This window comes from Virgibacillus dokdonensis (assembly GCF_900166595.1).
Taxonomy (GTDB): domain Bacteria; phylum Bacillota; class Bacilli; order Bacillales; family Amphibacillaceae; genus Virgibacillus; species Virgibacillus dokdonensis.
In genome coordinates this window covers 1946221-1966450 of record NZ_LT745763.1, presented here as the reverse complement: position 1 = coordinate 1966450, position 20230 = coordinate 1946221, and the positions used below count along the sequence as shown (strand labels likewise).

The following is a 20230-nucleotide window of genomic DNA, read 5'->3' as shown; positions in this document are numbered from 1 at the left end:
CCTTACTCTTCATATACAAATTTTAATGTTTCTTCTGGTTTTGCGTAAGCAGCATTTTCTGCGTAATCTGTAGCATCATTTACTTCTTGTTGAATGACTTCATTCATTTCTTTCTCAATTTCATCTGTTAATACGCCAACATCCTTTAAATACTTCGCAAATGTAATAATCGCATCTTTTTTCTTTGCTTCCTCTACTTCATCACTTTCTCGATATAGTCGATCATCATCATCACTAGAGTGAGCAGTTAACCGATAAGAAACAGCTTCTATTAATGTTGGTCCTTCTCCCTGCAACGCTCGTTCATGCGCTTGTTTGACAGCATCATAAACTGCTAAGGGATCATTCCCATCCACAGTAATTCCCGGCATTCCGTATGATTGTGCTCGTTCAGCTACGGTCTTACTCGCAATTTGCTTTTCCAGTGGGACGGAGATGGCATATTTATTATTTTCTACCATTGTAATAACAGGAAGCTTATGTACACCTGCAAAATTCAACCCTTCATGGAAGTCACCTTGGTTGGATGAACCTTCTCCTAATGTTACAAACGAAACAACGGGGTCATGCTTCATTTTTGCAGCAAGTGCAACGCCAACTGCATGTGGAAGTTGTGTCGTTACAGGTGAAGAACCCGTTAGTATACGATTTTTCTTTTGACCAAAATGCCCAGGCATTTGTCTTCCACCAGAATTTGGATCTTCCGCTTTAGCAAAACCAGATAGCATTAAATCCGTTGTTGTCATACCAAACGCCAACACCACTCCCATGTCTCGATAATATGGAGCCACATAATCTTTTTCCCGGTTTAAGGCAAAAGCGGCTCCAACTTGGGCTGCCTCCTGTCCTTGACAAGAAATAACAAAAGGAATTTTCCCAGCGCGATTAAGTAACCACATTCTTTCATCTATTTTTCGAGCAAGCAACATGGTGCGATAAATATCTAAAACTTGCTCTTCAGTAAGCCCTAAAGCTTTATAGTCTTTTTTTGACATACAACGTCCCCTCCTTTAAAATCCTTATCCGTGTATTTGTTTTCCATCTACCGCAAGCGCAGCCTCACCAATAACTTCCGACAAAGTAGGGTGTGGATGAATAGCATGAGCAATTTCCCAAGGAGTAGCATCCAGCACTTTAGCTAACCCCGCTTCAGAAATCATATCGGTCACATGTGGGCCAACCATATGAACCCCTAATAAATCATCATTTTGTTTATCAGCAACTATTTTTACAAATCCATCTGTTTCTCCGTAAACGAGCGCTTTACCAACTGCCTGAAAAGGAAACGTACCAACCTTCACGTCATACCCTTTTTCTATTGCTTGTTGCTCTGTTAAGCCAACACGAGCTACTTCAGGATTGGAGTAAATACAAGTAGGAACTTGCAAATAATTAATTGGCAATGGCGATTGGTCTGCCATATGTTCTACAGCAACCATTCCTTCATGTGAAGCAACATGAGCTAATTGCATGCCACCAATTACGTCACCAATTGCATATATATGCGATTCTTTCGTTTGATAAAATGCATTTGTTTGAATAACATCTTCGTCCACAACAATATCGGTATTTTCTAAACCAATATTTGTTATATTCGCTTTACGTCCAACAGAGACAAGTATTTTCTCTGCTTGAAATGACTGCTTTTCCCCATTAATTTCAGCTTCTAAACGAACTAGCTCTCCTTTATCAACGGTATCTGCCAATACTTTTGCTTCTGTTACAAAGGTTACGCCTTTTTTCTTTAATAATTTTTGTACTTCTTTAGCAACTGCTTCATCTTCTGTAGGTAATATTTGCTTCGCGTATTCAATAACGGTAACATTTACATCAAAATCCGCCAACATCGATGCCCATTCAATACCAATTACACCTCCGCCAACAATAAGGATCGAATTGGGCAATTCTGTTAAATTCAACGCTTCATCAGAAGTCATTACAAACGAGTGGTCTACTTTTAACCCCGGTAAAGTTTTCGGTTCCGAACCTGTAGCAACTAACACATTTTTAGGAATTAGCATGGTATTTTCTTGCCCGTCCCCATGTTCAATCGATATCGTTCCAGCCATAGGTGAAAAAATACTTGGTCCTAAAATACGACCATGGCCATAATACGTATCAATTTTCCCTTTCTTCATTAATCCCTTGACACCTTGATGCAACTGGTCAACGATTTTTTGTTTTCGTTCTTGTACTAAAGGAAACTTCAATGTAGCTGCTTCGGTTTCTATTCCATAAAAAGCTGCCTGTTTCGTTTGTCTATATACTTCAGCACTTCGTAAAAATGATTTTGAAGGAATACAACCACGATGTAAACAAGTGCCACCTAGTTCTCGCTTTTCTACAACAGCTACTTTCATTCCAAGTTGGGAAGCGCGAATAGCTGCTACATAACCGCCAGTTCCTCCTCCAAGTACAACTAAATCATATTCTGTTGCCAATCCATTCACTCCTTTTATCCAGTTTTATTATCATAAATCTTTGCTTGTTCTTCTCCACGTAAAACACGCAACGCCCCTTCGTTTAATGCCTGTAATTCATCCTCACCAGGATAAACAATTGTATCGGCTATCCAGTCTACACGCTCCACAATCATATCTGTAAAGGTCTTACCATGAGCAAGGCCACCTGTTAATACAATGGCATCTACATTCCCTTTTAATACAGCACTTAAAGCAGCAATTTCTTTAGCGACTTGATAAGCCATTGCTTCATATACTTTTTTAGCATACGAATCTCCCTGAGAAATTCGTCGTTCAACTTCCATTGCATCACTTGTTAGTAAATAGCCCATTAACCCGCCGTTACCAACAATTTTACGCATGATTTCTTCTAAGTAATATTGGCCTGAAAAGCACATCGATACTAAGTCACCAACAGGAACAGTACCTGCTCTCTCTGGAGAAAAAGGACCTTCTCCATGTAAACCATTGTTAACATCAATTACTCTACCATGATGATGGGAACCTACCGTAATACCGCCACCCATATGTGTCACAATAAAATTCATTTTCTCGTATACGCCACCAAGTTGTTTAGCTACTCGTCTAGCAACGGCTTTTTGATTAAGTGCGTGAAAAATACTTTTTCTAGGAAGTTCAGGTATACCAGAAAAACGGGCTATTTCAGCAAGTTCGTCTACTACGACGGGATCTACAATATATGCTGGTATATGAAGGGAAGAAGCAATTTCATTTGCGATGATACCACCTAAGTTGGAGGCATGATGCCCGTTATACCCTCTTTCTAAATCAATAATCATCGCTCCATTTACTTCATATGTTCCGCCTGCAATTGGTCGAATTAATCCACCTCTTGCACAAACAGCATCCAATTTAGAAACACTAATCCCTTCATAATCAAGTTGTTCTAATATTACATTTTTACGAAAGGATTTTTGTTCACTAATAGATATAAACCCCTGTAATTCATCAACAGAATGGCGAATAGTTGTTTCAAAAACGCATCCCTCATTATCAAACACACCTATCTTCGTTGATGTAGAACCTGGATTGATAACAAGCGTTCTAAAGATTTCTTGCAATACATATCCCCCTCCACAATTTGTGGTTTGCAAATAGCTTTTTACTTTGTAGCCATCCGTGCAAAAGCAAACACGAATGGCTTCTATTTATCTTCTACTTAAAATATGATGACCATTTAACAAAAATTGACTCCTAGAACGATTTTCAGATTTAATTCTTTCTTCAGCCATTCGATTTGCAGCTAAGTAAGTAGGTATATTATCTCGTCTAGCGATGGCAAATACTTTTAGCAAGCTGTCATATATAGTTTCTACCTTCTTCATAGCCCGATCGTAATTATATCCTTGTAATTCATCAGCAACATTAATAACTCCGCCAGAGTTAATGACATAGTCTGGTGCATAAACAACCCCTTGCTTGTGAATCATATCACCATGTCGTGACTCTTTCAATTGATTATTAGCTGATCCAGCAATAACTTTTGCTTTTATTCTTGGAATAGTGTCATCATTTATCGTGGCTCCAAGTGCACAAGGTGCATAAATATCACAATCCACATCATAAATTGCATCCGGTTTAACTGCTTTTGCATTGAAAGCTTCTACTGCTCTTTGCACAGCTTGTTCATTAATATCTGTTACTACTAAATTAGCTCCTTCTTTATGTAGATGTTCACAAAGAGCATAAGCGACATTACCTATACCTTGAACTGCAACTGTCTTTCCTGTTAAAGAATCATCACCAAATGCTTCTTTAACAGCAGCTTTCATGCCTTTATATACACCATAACCAGTTACTGGAGAAGGGTTTCCGGAAGACCCTGATTCAGGTGAGATGCCCGTCACAAAATCGGTTTCCATATGGATGGTATCCATATCTTGCACGGTTGTACCTACATCCTCTGCTGTAATATACCTTCCATTCAAACCTTGGATATAACGACCAAAAGCACGAAACATTTCAGGGTTTTTATCTTGTTTCGGATCACCAATGATAACCGTTTTCCCGCCACCTAAGTTTAGTCCGGCTGCAGCATTCTTATAAGTCATTCCTTTAGCTAAACGAAGCGCATCTTCAAGAGCATCCGCTTCTGTTTCATAGGTCCACATTCTTGTTCCACCTAAAGCAGGGCCTAAAGTTGTATCGTGGATGACAATAATTGCTTTCAACCCAGAATTCTTATCTTGACAAAAAACGACTTGTTCATAATCATCTTGTTCCATGTAGCGAAATAGTTCCATTAAGATCTCCTCCTATTTGGATTAGTTGTCATAATCGCTAGTGATAGCGAATATAATTTGTTTTCAACAGTATCTGCTCGTGACGTTAAAATAATCGGTGCTTTAGCTCCGCAAATAAGGGCAGCTACTTTTGCTTGTGCATAATAAATAAATGATTTATATAAAGCATTGCCCACTTCAATGGAGGGGGCGAGAAGAATATCTGCATTTCCTGCAACTTCTGATGAAATACCTTTTTGAGCTGCTGCTCGCTCTGAAACAGCATTATCAAATGCTAAAGGTCCATCAATAAAACAGTTTTTTATTTGCCCTCTTCGTTGCATTTGCGTGAGTATAGCAGCATCCATCGTAGACTGCATGCTAAGATTCACTTTCTCTACCGGCGCTAGAGCAGCTACTTTTGGTACCTCTATCCCAATACTTTGTGCAACTTGTACTGCATTTTCAATAATAGTCACTTTTTGTTGCATATCTGGAGCAATATTCATTGCTGCATCTGTTAATATCACAAGTTTTTCTTGACTTGGAACTTCAAAGACTGCAGTGTGTGATAAAATTTTTCCAGTTCGCAATCCATACTCTTTATCAAGAACTGCTTGCAAAACATCTTTTGTTGAGATGTTTCCTTTCATTAATATATCCGCTTGCTTTCGGCTTACTGCTTTAACGCTTAAATGTGCAATCGCAATTAAATCGGCTGCATGTTGAATAGAGACTTTTTCTTTATAATTGGATAAATGTAGCCCTATTCGTTTTGCTTTTTCCTTGATTTTCTCTTCATCTCCAACAAGTAAAAATTGGCAAAGATTTTCTTCAAGAGCTATTTTTACAACTTGTAATATACCTTCATCTTCAGCATTTGCAATGGAAACAATATTTCCTTCTTTATTTTTAGCTGCGATTTTTAATTGGTTTAAACTGCCCATATTTCCCTCCTATCTTCTCTGCCATAGTTATTCTGCAAATACTATGCCAAAAGAATAATCGTTGTAAGCGCTTCACTTAAATACTACTCACCTGCAATTTGTTGCGCACACCTGCAATCTATTGCAGGTCAGGCTTTGCAATTTGATGTTTTTCCATTTTATAGTAAAGGTTTCGAATTGAAATTTGCAACGACTTGGCCGTTTTTGTTTTATTATAGTCATTTTGCTCATATACTTGAGTAATATAATTTCTTTCATATTCTTCCATTGCCTGTGGTAAAGATGGAGAGCTTGTTTGAAGTGCTGGTGAAAAACTTGACTTCCATTCCTGATTTCCTAAATGAGGCAGATGGGATTGTTGTATTGTTTTTTCTTGTATCCCCATATAAATCATAGCTCTTCCTATCACATTTTCTAGTTCACGAATGTTTCCTGGCCAATGATAATAATTTAAATGAGTTATAGCATCCTCAGAAATTTTTTGCACGTCTCTTCCGTAATCTTGATTAATTTTTGTAATGATATGCTTCGTAAGTAATGGAAGGTCAGAAAGTCTCTCCTTTAAAGATGGAATAAATATAGGTAAACGGTTCAATCGATAGTATAGGTCTTCACGAAATGTTTTTGCCATAATTGCTTTTTCGAGATTTACATTGGTTGCTGCAATCACACGCACATCAATCGTAATTGGCGTCGTTCCTCCAACACGTACAATTTCATTTTCTTGTAACACTCGTAATAATTTTGCTTGCATGTGTAAAGACAATTCACCAATCTCATCTAAAAATATACTCCCGTTATTTGCTTCTTCAAAGAAACCTTTTTTTCCACCTCTTTTAGCACCAGAAAAAGCTCCTTCTTCATAGCCAAACAACTCACTTTCTAATATCGTTTCAGCAATAGCTGCGCAATTAACCCTTATAAATTTATAGTGTTTACGGTCACTTTCATTATGAATGGCGTGAGCAAATAATTCTTTTCCAGTACCAGATGCGCCTCGAAGCAAAACAGTAGCAGGTGTCCTCGCGCCTACTTTCGCTTGCTCTAAAGCAATTTTCATTTCTGGAGAAGTACCAATAATATCCTTAAATGTATACTTTGCTTCCAAATTACGTATAATCTGTCTTGCACGCTTTAGTTCATTGGTTAATGACTGCACTTCGGAAATGTCGTGAAGTACACCGACACTGCCTTTTAATTTACCATCTACAATTACAGGAGCAACGTTGACATATACTTCTTTCTTATTTGGGCCAACTTTCATTAATACTCCTCTTATGGGTCTTCTCGTTTGTAAGACCCTCATATGTACACTCTCTCCCTCAGAAATATCCGTAGTTGCTGGTTTGCCAATTACATCAGAGGCAGCTAATCCAGTGATTTTAGTATAGGCAGGATTTATCATTAACCCAAGACCTTGTTCGTCTACAACACTGATTGCTTCATCAGAAGAATGAATAATTGCTTCTAGCATCGTTTTAATCTCTTTTAAGTCTGTGTTTTCTTCTGCTAAATGTACGACTTCCGTAATATCTTTAAAAACAGCAAACGCACCTAGTAGACTATTGTCTGACCGTATAATTGGAATCCTTGTTGCAATAATCTGTTTCCCGTTTTCTAAAGTTAATTTTTGATTAATTTCCTTTCTACGGTTTTTTAACACTTCAGTAAGACGTGTACGATAAATGACTTTTTCTATATGTTCTCCTTCAAGTAGTCTGTGCTTTGAGGTATTAATAATCTTTTCTGCACTTTTATTAACAAAAGTGATAAACCCATTAGTATCGACGACAATCATGCCATCACGTATATTGTTTAATATCAACTCTTGATTTAGCATTTGTAGTTCTATTTCTTCTAACAGCTCTTGTTTTTCATCAAATAGCTCAGAAATGATATAAGCAACTGTCCCTGGAATAATTACTGTCCTTCGATTACGTCGCTGTAATAGTGCTTCTAATACAAATTCATTACCAGTTGCTTCAATGATAATATCAATATTTTCATCAATCCATTTTTTCCACGAACGCCCTATAGGAATGTCCCATTTTTCTGCCGCTACTAGACCGGGAGCAGACGTATTCGTGTCCACGATAGCTACGACTTTCATAGTTTGAGTAGCATGGAGAATTTTTAATATTGCACTCCCACCTTTACCAGCACCAACAATAAGAACGCGTTTCATTCCATCCCACCTTGCATTTTTTTGCATACTTTTATCTTACGTTAGTCTGCAAAGTAATGCAATATGTGTATTTCATTTATTTCTATAGTCAATCTTGAAGTGGTGTTTTCCTTTATTCCTTTTTCTATCCTTTTTTGCTATACTATACTTGACAATAATGAAGGAGAATTTTCAATGATCCGAATCATAGCCATACTTATTATGTTTATCCCGGGTTTAATAGCTGCTATTGGCATTAAGTTAATGAGAGACACATTATTTGCTACTTTCTATCCAATATTTTTACATAGTAGTATTCAGTTCATTATTGGGCTTATACTATTCTTGGCTGGACTTGCTTTCATAGGTGGTTTCATTATACACCGTGATCGAAAACGACAAAAAAATCAGCAACAAAAAAGGAATTGTTATACAAATGGGGACTAAGTCTCCATTTTTTTAATTGTAGACATTCAACATTACCTTCTACATGCTTCCCTTCACTTAAAGTAAGTACATTCATTTTTATTCTTTATAATGTGAAAATAAACAGAATTTATGATATGATGAAAAATAAAAAATCAGCGGGAGGAATTCACACGTGAAAGTTGCAAAATTTGGAGGGAGCTCTGTAGCTAGTGCCGAACAAATAAAGAAAGTTGCCAACATTATAAAGAAGGACCTCCAAAAAAAATTTATTGTCGTTTCTGCTCCAGGTAAACAACATAAATCAGACCAAAAAATGACGGACATGTTCATTCAATTATGGAAAGCAAGCCAACAGGAAACTTCTTTAGAGCCATATATTGATCCAATCATTAAAAGATTTACTGAAATTGTAGAACAGTTAGGCTTGTCTTTCATTATTGTGGGGGAAATTAAAGAGTCCATTAATAAGCTATTACATATGGAGGAAGCACCCATTAGCAAATTAGATGCTTTAAAAGCAATTGGTGAGGATAGTTCAGCTAAAATTCTTAGCGCTTATCTTACTTCAATTGGTTTAGAAGCACGTTACGTAAACCCTCGCGAAGCTGGTATAATGGTCAGTGATGAACCAGGTAATGGAAAAATATTGCCAGAAAGTTTTGAGATGATATATAATTTACGCTCTACAAAAGGTATTTCAGTTATTCCTGGTTTTTTTGGATATACAAATGCTGGAAAATTAATTACATTTTCACGTGGTGGTTCTGATATTACCGGATCCATTATAGCCGCTGGAGTTAAAGCGGATCTATATGAAAATTATACAGACGTTGACTCTGTTTACGCAGTTAATCCTTCCATCGTAGACAACCCTAAAAAAATAACAACACTTACGTATAAAGAGATGCGTGAATTGTCTTATGCAGGATTTTCCGTGTTTCATGATGAAGCATTAATTCCTGCATATCGTGAAAAAATACCAGTATGCATTAAAAATACAAATAATCCGCAAGCAACTGGCACATTCATTGTTTCTGAGAAAAAACCAAGCGAAAAATGTGTTGTTGGCATTGCCAGTGACACTGGTTTTTGTAGTATCTATATTAGTAAATACTTGATGAACAGAGAAATTGGTTTTGGACGTAAAGTGCTCTCTATTTTAGAAGAGGAAGGTATTTCCTTTGAACATGCTCCTTCAGGTATTGATGATTTATCAATTATTATTCGGGAAAAACATTTACCCCTAGAAAAAGAAAAGCAAGTTTTAAAACGTATTCAAAAGGTGTTATGCCCTGATTTAATCTCTATTCATCGTAATCTCGCTATGATTATGATTGTGGGAGAAGGACTTGTGCGTACAATTGGCGTCGCTCAAAAAGCAACGTCCGCCATTTCTAGTGCGAATGTAAATATTGAAATGATTAATCAGGGGTCATCAGAAGTTTCTATGATGTTTGGCATTATAGCTGACGATCTAGAAAAAGCTGTTCAATCATTATACAATGCTTTTTTTGTCAATTAAAATCTTTTTCATTCAAATAAAAAACATATCCCTTATATTTTTGAGGGATATGTTTTTTATTTGAAAACTTTTCAACTCGCTTTATGCTCTAACCGTAAATGGTCAGCCACCATCGCAATGAATTCTGAATTTGTTGGTTTTGCTTTTGAAATGCTGATTGTATATCCAAATAAAGCAGAAATAGAATCAATATTCCCTCTACTCCACGCTACTTCAATAGCATGACGAATGGCACGTTCAACACGTGAAGCAGTAGTATTGTATTTCTTAGCTATATCTGGATATAAAACCTTTGTGATAGAACCAAGCAGCTCAATATCATTAAATACCATCGTAATGGCTTCTCGTAAATACATATAACCTTTAATATGCGCAGGAACTCCTATTTCATGAATAATGTTGGTGATACTTGCTTCTAAATCTTGTTTTTTCCTTTCTTTTCGCTGAACTTTTGAAACACCAACAGAGTAAGAGGAACTGCCCTGTACTTGCCTTATTTGCTCAGCTAAGTTATCTAAATCAAAAGGCTTCAAAATAAAATAAGCGGCACCTAGATCTACTGCTTTTTTCATCACTTCTTCTTGCCCAAAAGCTGTAAGCATAATGACGTGTGGAGGATTCTCTTTCGAAGAACGTAGTGTATTTAGAACAGCAAGCCCATCCACATGTGGCATAATGATATCTAGAATTAAGACATCTGGTTCTAAATCATCCAGCATGGTCAAGCAATCTCTTCCATTAAACGCCGTACCAATAACTTCAATATCCGATTGTTCTTCAAAATAATCTTCCATAAGCTTAATCAATTCCCGATTATCATCTACTAAACAAATTTCAATCTTTTCCACAAAAGCTCCTCCTTTTATGTAGTACATTACTTCTCTTTATTCTACATATTCTACATAAATGTAAATTATCCTTTTTTTATTTAAAAAACATTGGTTTTTTTGAGATTTGCTTTATTTTACTCAATATTTCTAAAATAAACGACTACATTCGATAAATAAAGATAGATATTTGTCGAATAATATTTGTAGATTTTACAGAAATAAGGTTAAAAGCGCTATAGAAACAGTACATGAAATCGTCAATCGCTTTTCAGCATATGCCTCTCAGAGAAAACTTTTTTTACTTTAAATAAGTATACCACAATTACTTCAAATTCTTAGCTTTGTCCAATTTAACTTTTCTCACATCGTAAAAAAGACTTGAATTGGAAAAAATCCAACCAAGCCTTTCATTTAACTTACTTTTTTTGGTGATGAAGTAGCTGTATTAATACCAGCTTCCTCTAGCATAAACTTAATGTGGACGCCATACCCTGATGTAGGATCATTTACAAATACGTGAGTGACCGCCCCAATAATTTTTCCATTTTGTATAATAGGACTTCCACTCATCCCTTGTACAATTCCTCCTGTTTTATTGAGCAATTCCTTATCTTTTATTTGAATAACCATTCCTTTTGTTGCTGCATTTTTCTGAGGTACACTGCTAACAACTTCGACATCGTATTCTTTTATCTCCTCACCGGCAAGTACTGTCAAAATTTTTGCAGGTCCTTCTTTCACCTCGTTAGGTAGAGCTACAGGTAATGGTTTTTTTAGTTCCTCTAAATTTTGATTTAACTTTCCAAAAATACCAAATGCGGTATTTTTTGTAATAGATCCAATTTTATCTTCAGCTGCTGAAAAAGTTGCTTGTTTTTCTCCTGGTATACCATTATTTCCTTTTTCAATGGAGGTCACAGAAGATCGTACGATAGAGCCATTATTAATTTCTATAGGCTTTTGGGTATCCATGTCGGAAATGACGTGACCTAAAGCTCCATATTTCTTGGAATTTGGATCATAAAAGGTCATCGTGCCTATTCCTGCAGCAGAGTCTCTTATATATAATCCGATTTGATAATTATTTTCTTTTTCATCCAAAGCTGGCTCTAATTCGGTAGAAATTGTTTTCTTTCCTCGCTTTAATTTTATATCCAACACATTTTTTGATTGTCCGGCTTGTTTTACAAACGGTTTTACATCTTTCATCTTTTTAACTTCTTTTCCATCAATTTCTAAAATAACATCGCCGACTTGAATATCTGCTTTTTCCCCAGGTGAAACTCTGCCCGTTTTTCCCTTTACTAAATGATGACCAACAACGAGTACACCCTTGGTTTGTAACTGAACCCCAATGGATTGTCCACCGGGTATAATTTTTATTTCTTCCTTTGATTGTGCTTTTGTTTGTTGAATAGGTAATCCAGTAAATTGATGAAGTGTAGAAGTATCTTCTGGACTCATGCTAGTTGCTGTAGTAGCTGCTTGTGTAATTCGACTTTCCGCTTTAAATAGGCTTGTAATAACAGGAAGCGCAAGTAAGGCAAGCATTGTCATAAAGCATATACCGAAACGTAATATTTTGTTGTGCTTTGTTCGCAAATTCATTCACTCTCCTCTTTTCATACCCAAACCACCTTTTATCTGTACCTTTAATTTAAGCTTTTTGTCGATGATTTAAACTGGTGAAAGATAAGCAAGCTTGCCTAACATTACCTACAGCTTTTTTATTTGTTATGTATATTGTTTTTGAGAAAACAAAACTAATTTTTCATCTTTTTCACATTGATATTAACTTCTCAACTACGACACAACCTAATTTGGCGAATTTATTCTTAGTCATTTTTGACAAAAGAAAAAGCCAGATAGTTTATTTTCTGGCTTTTTACTATAAATTATGCTCTTTTCCTTTAAATTGGATCGCCATTTCTAACATTTCTCTAGCATGATCCACCGCTGTATCTGTAAGCTTTGTTCCTGTAATCATTCGAGCAAGTTCATTGATTTGCAATTTTTGGCTTAATTCATGGACAGTTGTAGATGTCCGTTGATTCATTACTTCTTTTTCAATTAATTTATGTGTATCAGCCATAGCCGCCACTTGCGGAAGATGTGTAATGCATAAAACTTGTGACTTCTGTGAGATGTGATATATCTTTTCAGCAATCGCTTGCGCCACTCTACCACTTACTCCAGTATCTACTTCATCAAAAATGACACTTGTAACACCTTGATGTCTTGCAAATATTTTCTTCAAACTTAACATAATCCTAGATAGCTCTCCTCCAGAAGCTACTTTATTTAAGGGTTTAGGAGGTTCACCTGGATTTGTGGAGATCAAAAATGTCACATCATCCATTCCATTTTTATGCAAATGCTTATCTAGTTCTTTTTGTGGTTCGATATTCTTAGCAAAATCGACCTTAAATTCCGTCTTTCCTAAGTAAAGGTCTTTTAATTCTTCATGAATTTCCTTTGTCAAAGCCTCTGCAGCTTTTATTCGGATATCACGCAATTCTTGAGCTTCCAAAAAAGCATCCTTGGCTTTTTCTTTTATTTGTTGTTCGAGTTTGGATATATGAGAATCTTTATTGCTTATTTCTTCTACTTCTTCTTCTATCTTTGCCATATAAGTTAACATATCCGAAACAGTAGGACCATATTTTCTTTTTAACCGATTAATTTCGTTTAAACGAGCTTCAATTTCATTTAGGCGTTCTGGGTCAAATTGCAACGTTTCAATTTGATTTCCTAAGTCATAGGTCAATTCTTCTAACCCATAGTAATAATTTGCAATATCTTCTGCTTTTTGTGCTAGGGAAGCGTCATAGTTACTATTATCTTGCAACGCTATTTGCGCCTGATTGACCCAATCAAGCCCTTTCTGTTCGCCATAAAGAGAATTGTAAGCAAGTTGTAAGGATGAATAAATACGCTCAAAATTAGCTAAAGTATTCCTTTCTTCTTCCAATTGCTTGTCTTCATTAGGTTGTAATTGGGCTTCTTCTAATTCCCGCAACTGGAATTGCAACAAATCTAATCGTTGAGCTGTTTCTTGTTCATTTTCACTCAATTTACGATAACGATTTTTTAATTTAGATAATTGGTCATATAATTTCAAGTATTCTTTTTTCGCCTTATTAATTAATTCAGGCTGGTATAAATCCAACAAATCTAAATGATGCTCAGGATTCATAAGGGACTGTGTTTCGTGCTGACTATGAATATCAATTAATGTCCTTCCAAATTCGCGTAGGACAGCTAAAGTTACTAATTTGCTATTAACACGACAAATACTTTTCCCATTTGCTGTTATGGTACGTCTAAGTACAAGTTGCTGGTCTTCACTTTCAATGCCATACTGCTCGCAAATAGTATACACAGGATGTGAATCATGATCAATAATAAATAAACCTTCAATATCTGCCTTTTTAGCACCATGACGGACAAATTCAACAGAACCTCTACCTCCAGCGAGCAATTGAACCGCATCAATAATAATTGATTTACCAGCTCCCGTTTCACCTGTTAAAACGGTTAATCCTTCATTAAAAGTAACGGAAAGCTTGTTGATTATCGCAAAATCCTGAATGGACAATTCCGTAAGCACGACATAATTCCCCACTTTCGTTTTACAACATCTCGATAAAACGTTCTTTTATCGTTAAAGCGTCTGCCTCTGTTCTGCATATAATTAAACAAGTATCATCACCACAAATAGTCCCCATTATTTCTTCCCAATCCAGCTGGTCAATTAAAGCACCAACAGCGTGAGCATTTCCCGGGAGTGTTTTGAGTACGATAAAATGGCTTGCATAATCAATTTTAACAAATGCGTCCATGACTAAACGCTTTAATTTATCTAATGGATTAAAGCGTTGGTCTGCAGGCAAACTGTATTTATATGTTCCATTTGCTGTTGCTACTTTTACCAAGTGTAATTCTTTAATATCTCTGGAAACCGTTGCTTGTGTTACATTATAGCCTAAGTTTTTTAATCGATCTACAAGTTCATCTTGCGTTTCAATTTCATTATCCGTAATTAATTCCCTTATCTTTATATGTCGTTGTATTTTGCTCATCAGGTGCCTCCATTTCTTAAAATTACACGATAAGAAAGTATGCAATCTTAAGCATTATAGCAAACATGCTCTTACACTGTGCTAAAATTTTTAAGATTACTTATTGTTTTGTTTTTTTCGAGCTAATGCTTCATGTGCTTCAGAGACTAAGCTTTCAATTTCGTGATCAGAAAAATCTTTAGTCGCTGGTTTATGTTTTTCCCAGCCTAAATGCAACAAAAACTCAATATTTCCATCTCCTCCAGTTATAGGAGAAAAAGTTAAATCTAATATCTGAAATTTTTCTTGCGCTGCAAAGTCAATAATCTGTCTCAAAACAGCTTGGTGCACACGGCTGTCTCGAACAACTCCTTTTTTGCCTACTTGTTCTTTTCCTGCTTCAAATTGTGGTTTAACTAGTGCTACAACATCACTGTTATTTTCCAATAAATGCTTTAAGACTGGCAAAAGTAAGCGTAGTGAAATAAACGAAACATCAATAGAAGCAAAATTTGGTTGACCGTTTTCCAGCATGCCCACCGTAACATAACGAAAATTCGTTCGTTCCATTACAATAACTCGGTCATCATTTCTCAGTTTCCAATCAAGCTGATTATAACCAACATCAATGGCATAACATAAGGATGCACCATTCTGCAATGCACAATCTGTAAAGCCACCAGTAGATGAACCTATGTCCATTACAATTTTATCCGTTACTGTAAGTGAAAAAGTCTTTAGCGCTTTTTCGAGCTTTAAACCTCCACGTCCAACATAAGGTAATAATTTTCCTTTTACCGTCAAATTTATTGATTCATCTACTTGCATTCCTGGCTTGTCTAATCTTTGTTGATCAGCAAACACGAGACCAGCCATAATTAAACGCTTTGCTTTTTCCCTTGTAGCGGCAAGTGATTTTTCTACTAATAACACATCAAGTCTTTTTTTACTCATACAGGCAAATTCCCTTTTATTAATTTTTAGGTAGTACACTTATTTTAAGTTTATTTTCCATAATGGAAATGACTTTTCCTGCAAAAAAAATGATTTTTGTTGAAGCATTAATGGCAAAAAATTTGCCCATTGCTTTTCCACCAACTGTAAGGGCTGCGACAATACTTGTTAGCACTACAGAAATGATAATTTGAACGGAAGAACCCTCGCCATGACCTAAAAGATTAGCCATTTGCAGTACTACAATTGCTGAAGCAGTTCCACTTACAATTCCAGAAATATCACCAATAACATCATTACAAAAACTGGCGAATCGATCGGCATTTCTAATAATAATCACTGCTTCTTTTGCCCCAGTTACTTTTTCTGAAGCCATTGCATGGAATGGAGCCTCATTAGCTGCTGTCGATGCTATACCTAACATATCAAAAACAACACCAACGAAAACGATAACAAATACAATAAAAAGTCCGATAAACCAGGCAACACCACTTAATATTGAAGAAGATATAACTGAAAAAATAGCCGCTAACACAAAAGTGATAACGGCAATAGTTAAACTAAAATTAATCGATCGTTTTACATGTGATTTCATTTCATACCTCATTATTTTAATACTTGTACATTATTTTATACTATGTATAACAGGAATGGTCATTTAAAAGGTAAAAACTGCGGCTTAGGTCCAGTAGGTTTTCCCAAATGGTTACCCCGTGTTGCCACAAAGGCGGTTCCCCTTTAAAACCATCTTAGCTTTGTCACCAAGAGCTAGACTGGATTACCACTTAGTCCACACTATAATCCCTTTTAAATGTCGAATGAACAGTCTAGGAGATTTCCTCAGCAGTTCTTAACCGTCCCCTAGCCTCTTTTGCAGTGCTGATTTCATAGAGATTACAACATAAAATTAGTGGCCACCTAATTTCATGTTTTATTGCCCTAATCCCCTCAGTCACCACTCAAGGCAGGCTACGCTGCATATCAGGTGTCCCTTACCGTCTACTGCAGGTTCATACCCCATTCCATAATGACAACTAGGCTTAGCTGTTACTACAGAGATGGGCCTCCGCGGAAATCGGGTCAACGCCCACATGCCTTTGTGGATCGCCCGATAACCTTAACTCCCAGCACAGACCCAAAGCTGGGCGCCTCAAGCCTGCACAAGGAACTTCATCGATGTGCCCTTTGGCGAATTTTTAGGCTCGCCTTCAGGTGCGGAGAACTGACTAGAATACTGCACCATTCCTTATTCTACATAAATTATATCATATATTTTAGAAAAAAACTATGGGTTAATAATCTCTTTGGCCAAAATAAATGGCTAAATCCATCAGATTAGAATTTTCTACGCCTGCAGCTTGCAGAGATTCTTTTGCTTTAAGAAGATATTGTTCTTTTTTCTCAATAGCACCATTTATACCAAGCAATTTTGGATACGTACTCTTTAAATTAAGCGCATCACTACCTACCGGTTTACCTAGCTTTACTTCATCACCAGTAACATCCAATATATCATCTTGAACTTGAAAAATAAGTCCTAAATAAGAAGCAAAAAGTTGTAATTCGTGCAATTGCTTCTCTGTAGCCCCTCCTAGGTATGCTCCTGCATGGACAGCGTAGCGAAGTAACTCACCTGTTTTTAAAGTATGTACACGTTCAAGCTCTTGTAAAGTAATCGCTCGATCTTCTGCTTCCATATCTAAAATCTGTCCAGCGACCATCCCTTTTGGGCCACTTGCTTCAGCTAATAGCGCTATTAATTCTGCTTTTTGGGCAGCTGTAAGTTTGTCATCTTTACTTATTATTTCAAAGCTGTAAGTCAACAAAGCATCTCCAGCTAATACAGCTGTAGCTTCACTAAAAGCTTTATGATTGGTTAGTTTACCTCTACGATAATCATCATCATCCATTGCGGGTAAATCGTCATGAATTAATGAATAAGTATGAATCATTTCCAGTGCTGCAGCGGAACTTAAAGCTACAGTTATATCCTTTTGAAACGCTTCATAGCTTGCAAGTAATAATATTGGTCTTAATCGTTTACCGCCAGCTTCTACTGAATAAGTCATTGACTGCTTTAATGCAGGAGGAACTTGTAAAGCTTGCATATACTTTTTTAAAGCACTGTCTATGAATTGTTTTTTTTCCTCTAAATACATCTCCATTTTTCGTTCCACGTTTATTCTTCCTCCTGAAGTGGGAATCCTTCTAATTCTCCCTGTTCGTTCATAATTTTGGTCATTTTTTCTTCTACTTGGTTTAACTTATCCGTACAAAGTTTCGACAGCTTCATGCCATCTTGATAGTAGCTGATTGCCTTTTCTAATGGAACGTCTCCTGTTTCCAGCTTTTCTACAACTTCCTCTAACTGTTGCATCGCTTCTTCAAATGATAATTCTTCCTCAGTCATTTTGACTCTCCTCCTTTGTTTCTATAACTTTACACTTTAAAAGTCCATCTGCTAAACGTAAAGAAATCGCATCCTCCCGTTCAACAGCATGCACAGACTTAATAATCTGTCCTGCACTTGTATAAGGAATAGAAAATCCCCTCTTCATTATTGCTAATGGATTAAGCAAGCTTAATTTATCCATTTCATTATGAAGTTTTTTTACCTTGTCTGTATGTAGTTGTTTCATCACCATATATTGTTGTTTCACTAATTGTTGAAGCTGTTGTTTTCCTCTTTCTACTTGTTTTCCAGGATGTTGAACGGTGAACCGAGCCCATAAGTGCTCGTAGGACTTATTACTTGCTTCCTTCGTATGTAACATCGCTTTTTGTAATTGCTCTATTTTCCCATCTAATTCTTGTTCTTTTTGTTTCAGCAACTGATAAGGGTAGCGAAAAGCATATGACTGTTTAAGTCTAAAAAGGTGTTTTTGCTGTTGTTTCCATTTTTCTTGCATATCTTTCGTCGCCATGCGTTTTAGTGTAGCAATCTTATCTTTAAGATCTTGACTCGACGGTACAGCAATTTCTGCAGCAGCCGTAGGGGTTGGGGCTCGTAAATCAGCTACAAAATCACTTATTGTCGTATCCGTCTCGTGCCCAACCGCAGAAATGATAGGAATGTTAGAATGAAAAATAGCTTTCGCCACTATTTCTTCATTAAAACTCCAAAGCTCTTCAATCGATCCGCCGCCTCTTCCAACAATTAACAGGTCAAAGTCTCCCTTTTGATTGGCAATTTCAATGGCCTGTTTAATGGATCGAGCAGCTGCTTCTCCTTGAACTAATGCTGGAATGACCGTTAACTCAACAATAGGATAGCGTCGTTTAATGGTTGTAATAATATCCCTTACAGCTGCTCCTGTTGGCGACGTAATAATACCAATATTTTTTGGTAATGGCGGGATATTTTTTTTGACATAATGATCAAAGTATCCTTGTTTCTCCAACTTCTCTTTTAATTGCTCAAAAGCAACATACAGCGCGCCAATGCCGTCTGGTTCCATTTGTTGAATATATAGTTGATATTGCCCATATGCTTCAAAAACACTAATTTCTCCCTTAATTAAAACATTCATTCCATTTTCAGGTTGGAATTTTAACGAGCGATTATTGCCTGCAAACATTACTGCTTGAATTCGTGATCGATCATCTTTAATTGTTAAATACATATGTCCTCTAGAATGATGTTTAAAGTTCGAAATCTCACCTCGAAGCCATACTTGGCGTAAATGAGGATCCACATCCATCTTGCGTTTAATATATCTAGTTAATGCCGTAACAGTTAGATAATTATCCTTCACGGTTCTCCAACCTTCTTGCTGCTTTAATCGTGTTCTTTAAAAGCATAGTGATCGTCATAGGACCTACTCCACGAGGAACAGGAGTTATAAATGATGCCTTTTCTTGTACAGAGTCAAAATCTACATCACCGGTTAATTTTCCGTTCTCTAAACGATTCATCCCTACATCAATCACGGTAGCCCCTTCTTTAACATAACTAGCATCAATAATATTCGCTTTTCCTACAGCAACAACAAGGATATCAGCGATTCGTGTAAATTGCTTCAGGTTTTCTGTTTTAGAATGACAAGTAGTTACTGTGGCGTTTTCGTTTATCAACAGTTGTGCCACTGGCTTTCCAACAATATTACTCCTTCCTATAACAACCGCGTGTTTTCCTGCTATAGAAATATTTTTTGAGCGAAGCATCGTTATAATTCCGTATGGTGTACATGACAAATATGTATCCATTCCTGTCATCATTCTACCAATGTTAATTGGATGAAAGCCATCTACATCTTTTTCAGGAGATATAGTTTCAATCACCTTTTGTTCATTGATATGAACCGGTAATGGTAACTGAACAAGTATCCCATGTACATTTGCATCATCGTTTAGCCTATGTATTCCCTTCAAAAGATCTGATTCGCTAACTGTTTTTGGTAATTCAATAATATGTGAGCCTATTCCCGTTTCACCACAAGCTTTTTCCTTTCCATTCACATAGGATCTAGATGCAGGGTGATCTCCAACAAGGATAACAGTGAGTTGAGGATGAATACCATCTATCTTCAACGCATCTACTTCCTTTTTCATTTCTTCCTTTAAAGCTAATGACAAATTTTTCCCGTTAATAATTTCTGCAGACAATGCAAGTACCCCC

General features: G+C 36.5%; 18 protein-coding genes. 2 read left to right on the top strand and 16 right to left on the bottom strand.

The genetic code is table 11. The annotated features are described in order from the left end of the window. Window positions 1–2: 2 nt before the first annotated feature. From B2C77_RS10725 to B2C77_RS10700, 6 genes are all read right to left on the bottom strand, one after another. The gene (locus B2C77_RS10725) at window positions 3–995 is read right to left on the bottom strand and encodes a thiamine pyrophosphate-dependent dehydrogenase E1 component subunit alpha (RefSeq protein WP_077703598.1); all 993 of its coding nucleotides are present in this window, start codon (window positions 993–995) and stop codon (window positions 3–5) included. A 24-nt stretch (window positions 996–1019) separates the two neighbouring features. Then, the gene (lpdA, locus tag B2C77_RS10720; RefSeq protein ID WP_077703597.1) at window positions 1020–2441 is read right to left on the bottom strand and encodes a dihydrolipoyl dehydrogenase; all 1422 of its coding nucleotides are present in this window, start codon (window positions 2439–2441) and stop codon (window positions 1020–1022) included. Between the two features lie 14 nt (window positions 2442–2455). Continuing rightward, window positions 2456–3544: a butyrate kinase gene (gene buk, locus B2C77_RS10715; RefSeq protein WP_077703596.1), complete on the bottom strand. Its 1089-nt coding sequence runs from the start codon at window positions 3542–3544 to the stop codon at window positions 2456–2458. Between the two features lie 87 nt (window positions 3545–3631). Further along, a complete protein-coding gene (locus B2C77_RS10710; protein ID WP_077703595.1) occupies window positions 3632–4726 on the bottom strand; it encodes a Leu/Phe/Val dehydrogenase in 1095 nt (364 codons plus the stop codon). Further along, window positions 4726–5652 carry a phosphate butyryltransferase gene (gene yqiS, locus B2C77_RS10705; RefSeq protein ID WP_077703594.1) on the bottom strand — a complete coding sequence of 309 codons (927 nt, stop codon included), beginning with the start codon at window positions 5650–5652 and terminating at the stop codon, window positions 4726–4728. Before yqiS ends, B2C77_RS10710 begins: the two co-directional genes overlap by 1 nt. Before the next feature lie 118 nt (window positions 5653–5770). After that, on the bottom strand, window positions 5771–7837 hold the full coding sequence (locus B2C77_RS10700) for a sigma 54-interacting transcriptional regulator (RefSeq protein ID WP_077703593.1): 2067 nt from the start codon (window positions 7835–7837) through the stop codon (window positions 5771–5773). A 174-nt stretch (window positions 7838–8011) separates the two neighbouring features. Here B2C77_RS10700 and B2C77_RS10695 point away from each other — a divergent pair, with 174 nt between their 5' ends. Both B2C77_RS10695 and B2C77_RS10690 read left to right on the top strand, forming a co-directional pair. Next, window positions 8012–8263: a DUF2627 domain-containing protein gene (locus tag B2C77_RS10695; protein WP_077703592.1), complete on the top strand. Its 252-nt coding sequence runs from the start codon at window positions 8012–8014 to the stop codon at window positions 8261–8263. 154 nt (window positions 8264–8417) lie between these two features. Next, a complete protein-coding gene (locus B2C77_RS10690; protein ID WP_077703591.1) occupies window positions 8418–9767 on the top strand; it encodes an aspartate kinase in 1350 nt (449 codons plus the stop codon). Between the two features lie 71 nt (window positions 9768–9838). Here B2C77_RS10690 and spo0A read toward each other — a convergent pair whose 3' ends face one another. From spo0A to folD, 10 genes are all read right to left on the bottom strand, one after another. Next, a complete protein-coding gene (spo0A, locus tag B2C77_RS10685) occupies window positions 9839–10615 on the bottom strand; it encodes a sporulation transcription factor Spo0A (protein WP_077703590.1) in 777 nt (258 codons plus the stop codon). 393 nt (window positions 10616–11008) lie between these two features. Beyond that, complete coding sequence (gene spoIVB, locus B2C77_RS10680; RefSeq protein ID WP_077703589.1) at window positions 11009–12205, bottom strand: SpoIVB peptidase; 1197 nt, start codon at window positions 12203–12205, stop codon at window positions 11009–11011. A 280-nt stretch (window positions 12206–12485) separates the two neighbouring features. Then, window positions 12486–14207, bottom strand: a complete 1722-nt coding sequence (recN, locus tag B2C77_RS10675; RefSeq protein WP_077703588.1) for a DNA repair protein RecN — start codon at window positions 14205–14207, stop codon at window positions 12486–12488. Window positions 14208–14229: 22 nt separating this feature from the next. Beyond that, window positions 14230–14679 carry a transcriptional regulator AhrC/ArgR gene (gene ahrC, locus B2C77_RS10670; RefSeq protein WP_073004330.1) on the bottom strand — a complete coding sequence of 150 codons (450 nt, stop codon included), beginning with the start codon at window positions 14677–14679 and terminating at the stop codon, window positions 14230–14232. Between the two features lie 96 nt (window positions 14680–14775). Next, on the bottom strand, window positions 14776–15612 hold the full coding sequence (locus B2C77_RS10665; RefSeq protein WP_077703587.1) for a TlyA family RNA methyltransferase: 837 nt from the start codon (window positions 15610–15612) through the stop codon (window positions 14776–14778). A gap of 19 nt (window positions 15613–15631) precedes the next feature. Further along, window positions 15632–16207: a hypothetical protein gene (locus B2C77_RS10660; protein ID WP_077703586.1), complete on the bottom strand. Its 576-nt coding sequence runs from the start codon at window positions 16205–16207 to the stop codon at window positions 15632–15634. A gap of 697 nt (window positions 16208–16904) precedes the next feature. Next, on the bottom strand, window positions 16905–17789 hold the full coding sequence (locus tag B2C77_RS10655; RefSeq protein WP_414930306.1) for a polyprenyl synthetase family protein: 885 nt from the start codon (window positions 17787–17789) through the stop codon (window positions 16905–16907). 2 nt (window positions 17790–17791) lie between these two features. Further along, window positions 17792–18022 carry an exodeoxyribonuclease VII small subunit gene (locus B2C77_RS10650; RefSeq protein ID WP_073004335.1) on the bottom strand — a complete coding sequence of 77 codons (231 nt, stop codon included), beginning with the start codon at window positions 18020–18022 and terminating at the stop codon, window positions 17792–17794. Next, complete coding sequence (gene xseA, locus B2C77_RS10645; RefSeq protein ID WP_077703585.1) at window positions 18015–19367, bottom strand: exodeoxyribonuclease VII large subunit; 1353 nt, start codon at window positions 19365–19367, stop codon at window positions 18015–18017. Before xseA ends, B2C77_RS10650 begins: the two co-directional genes overlap by 8 nt. Beyond that, complete coding sequence (folD, locus tag B2C77_RS10640) at window positions 19357–20217, bottom strand: bifunctional methylenetetrahydrofolate dehydrogenase/methenyltetrahydrofolate cyclohydrolase FolD (protein WP_077703584.1); 861 nt, start codon at window positions 20215–20217, stop codon at window positions 19357–19359. The genes xseA and folD overlap by 11 nt, the downstream gene beginning before the upstream one ends. Between the last annotated feature and the right edge of the window lie 13 nt (window positions 20218–20230).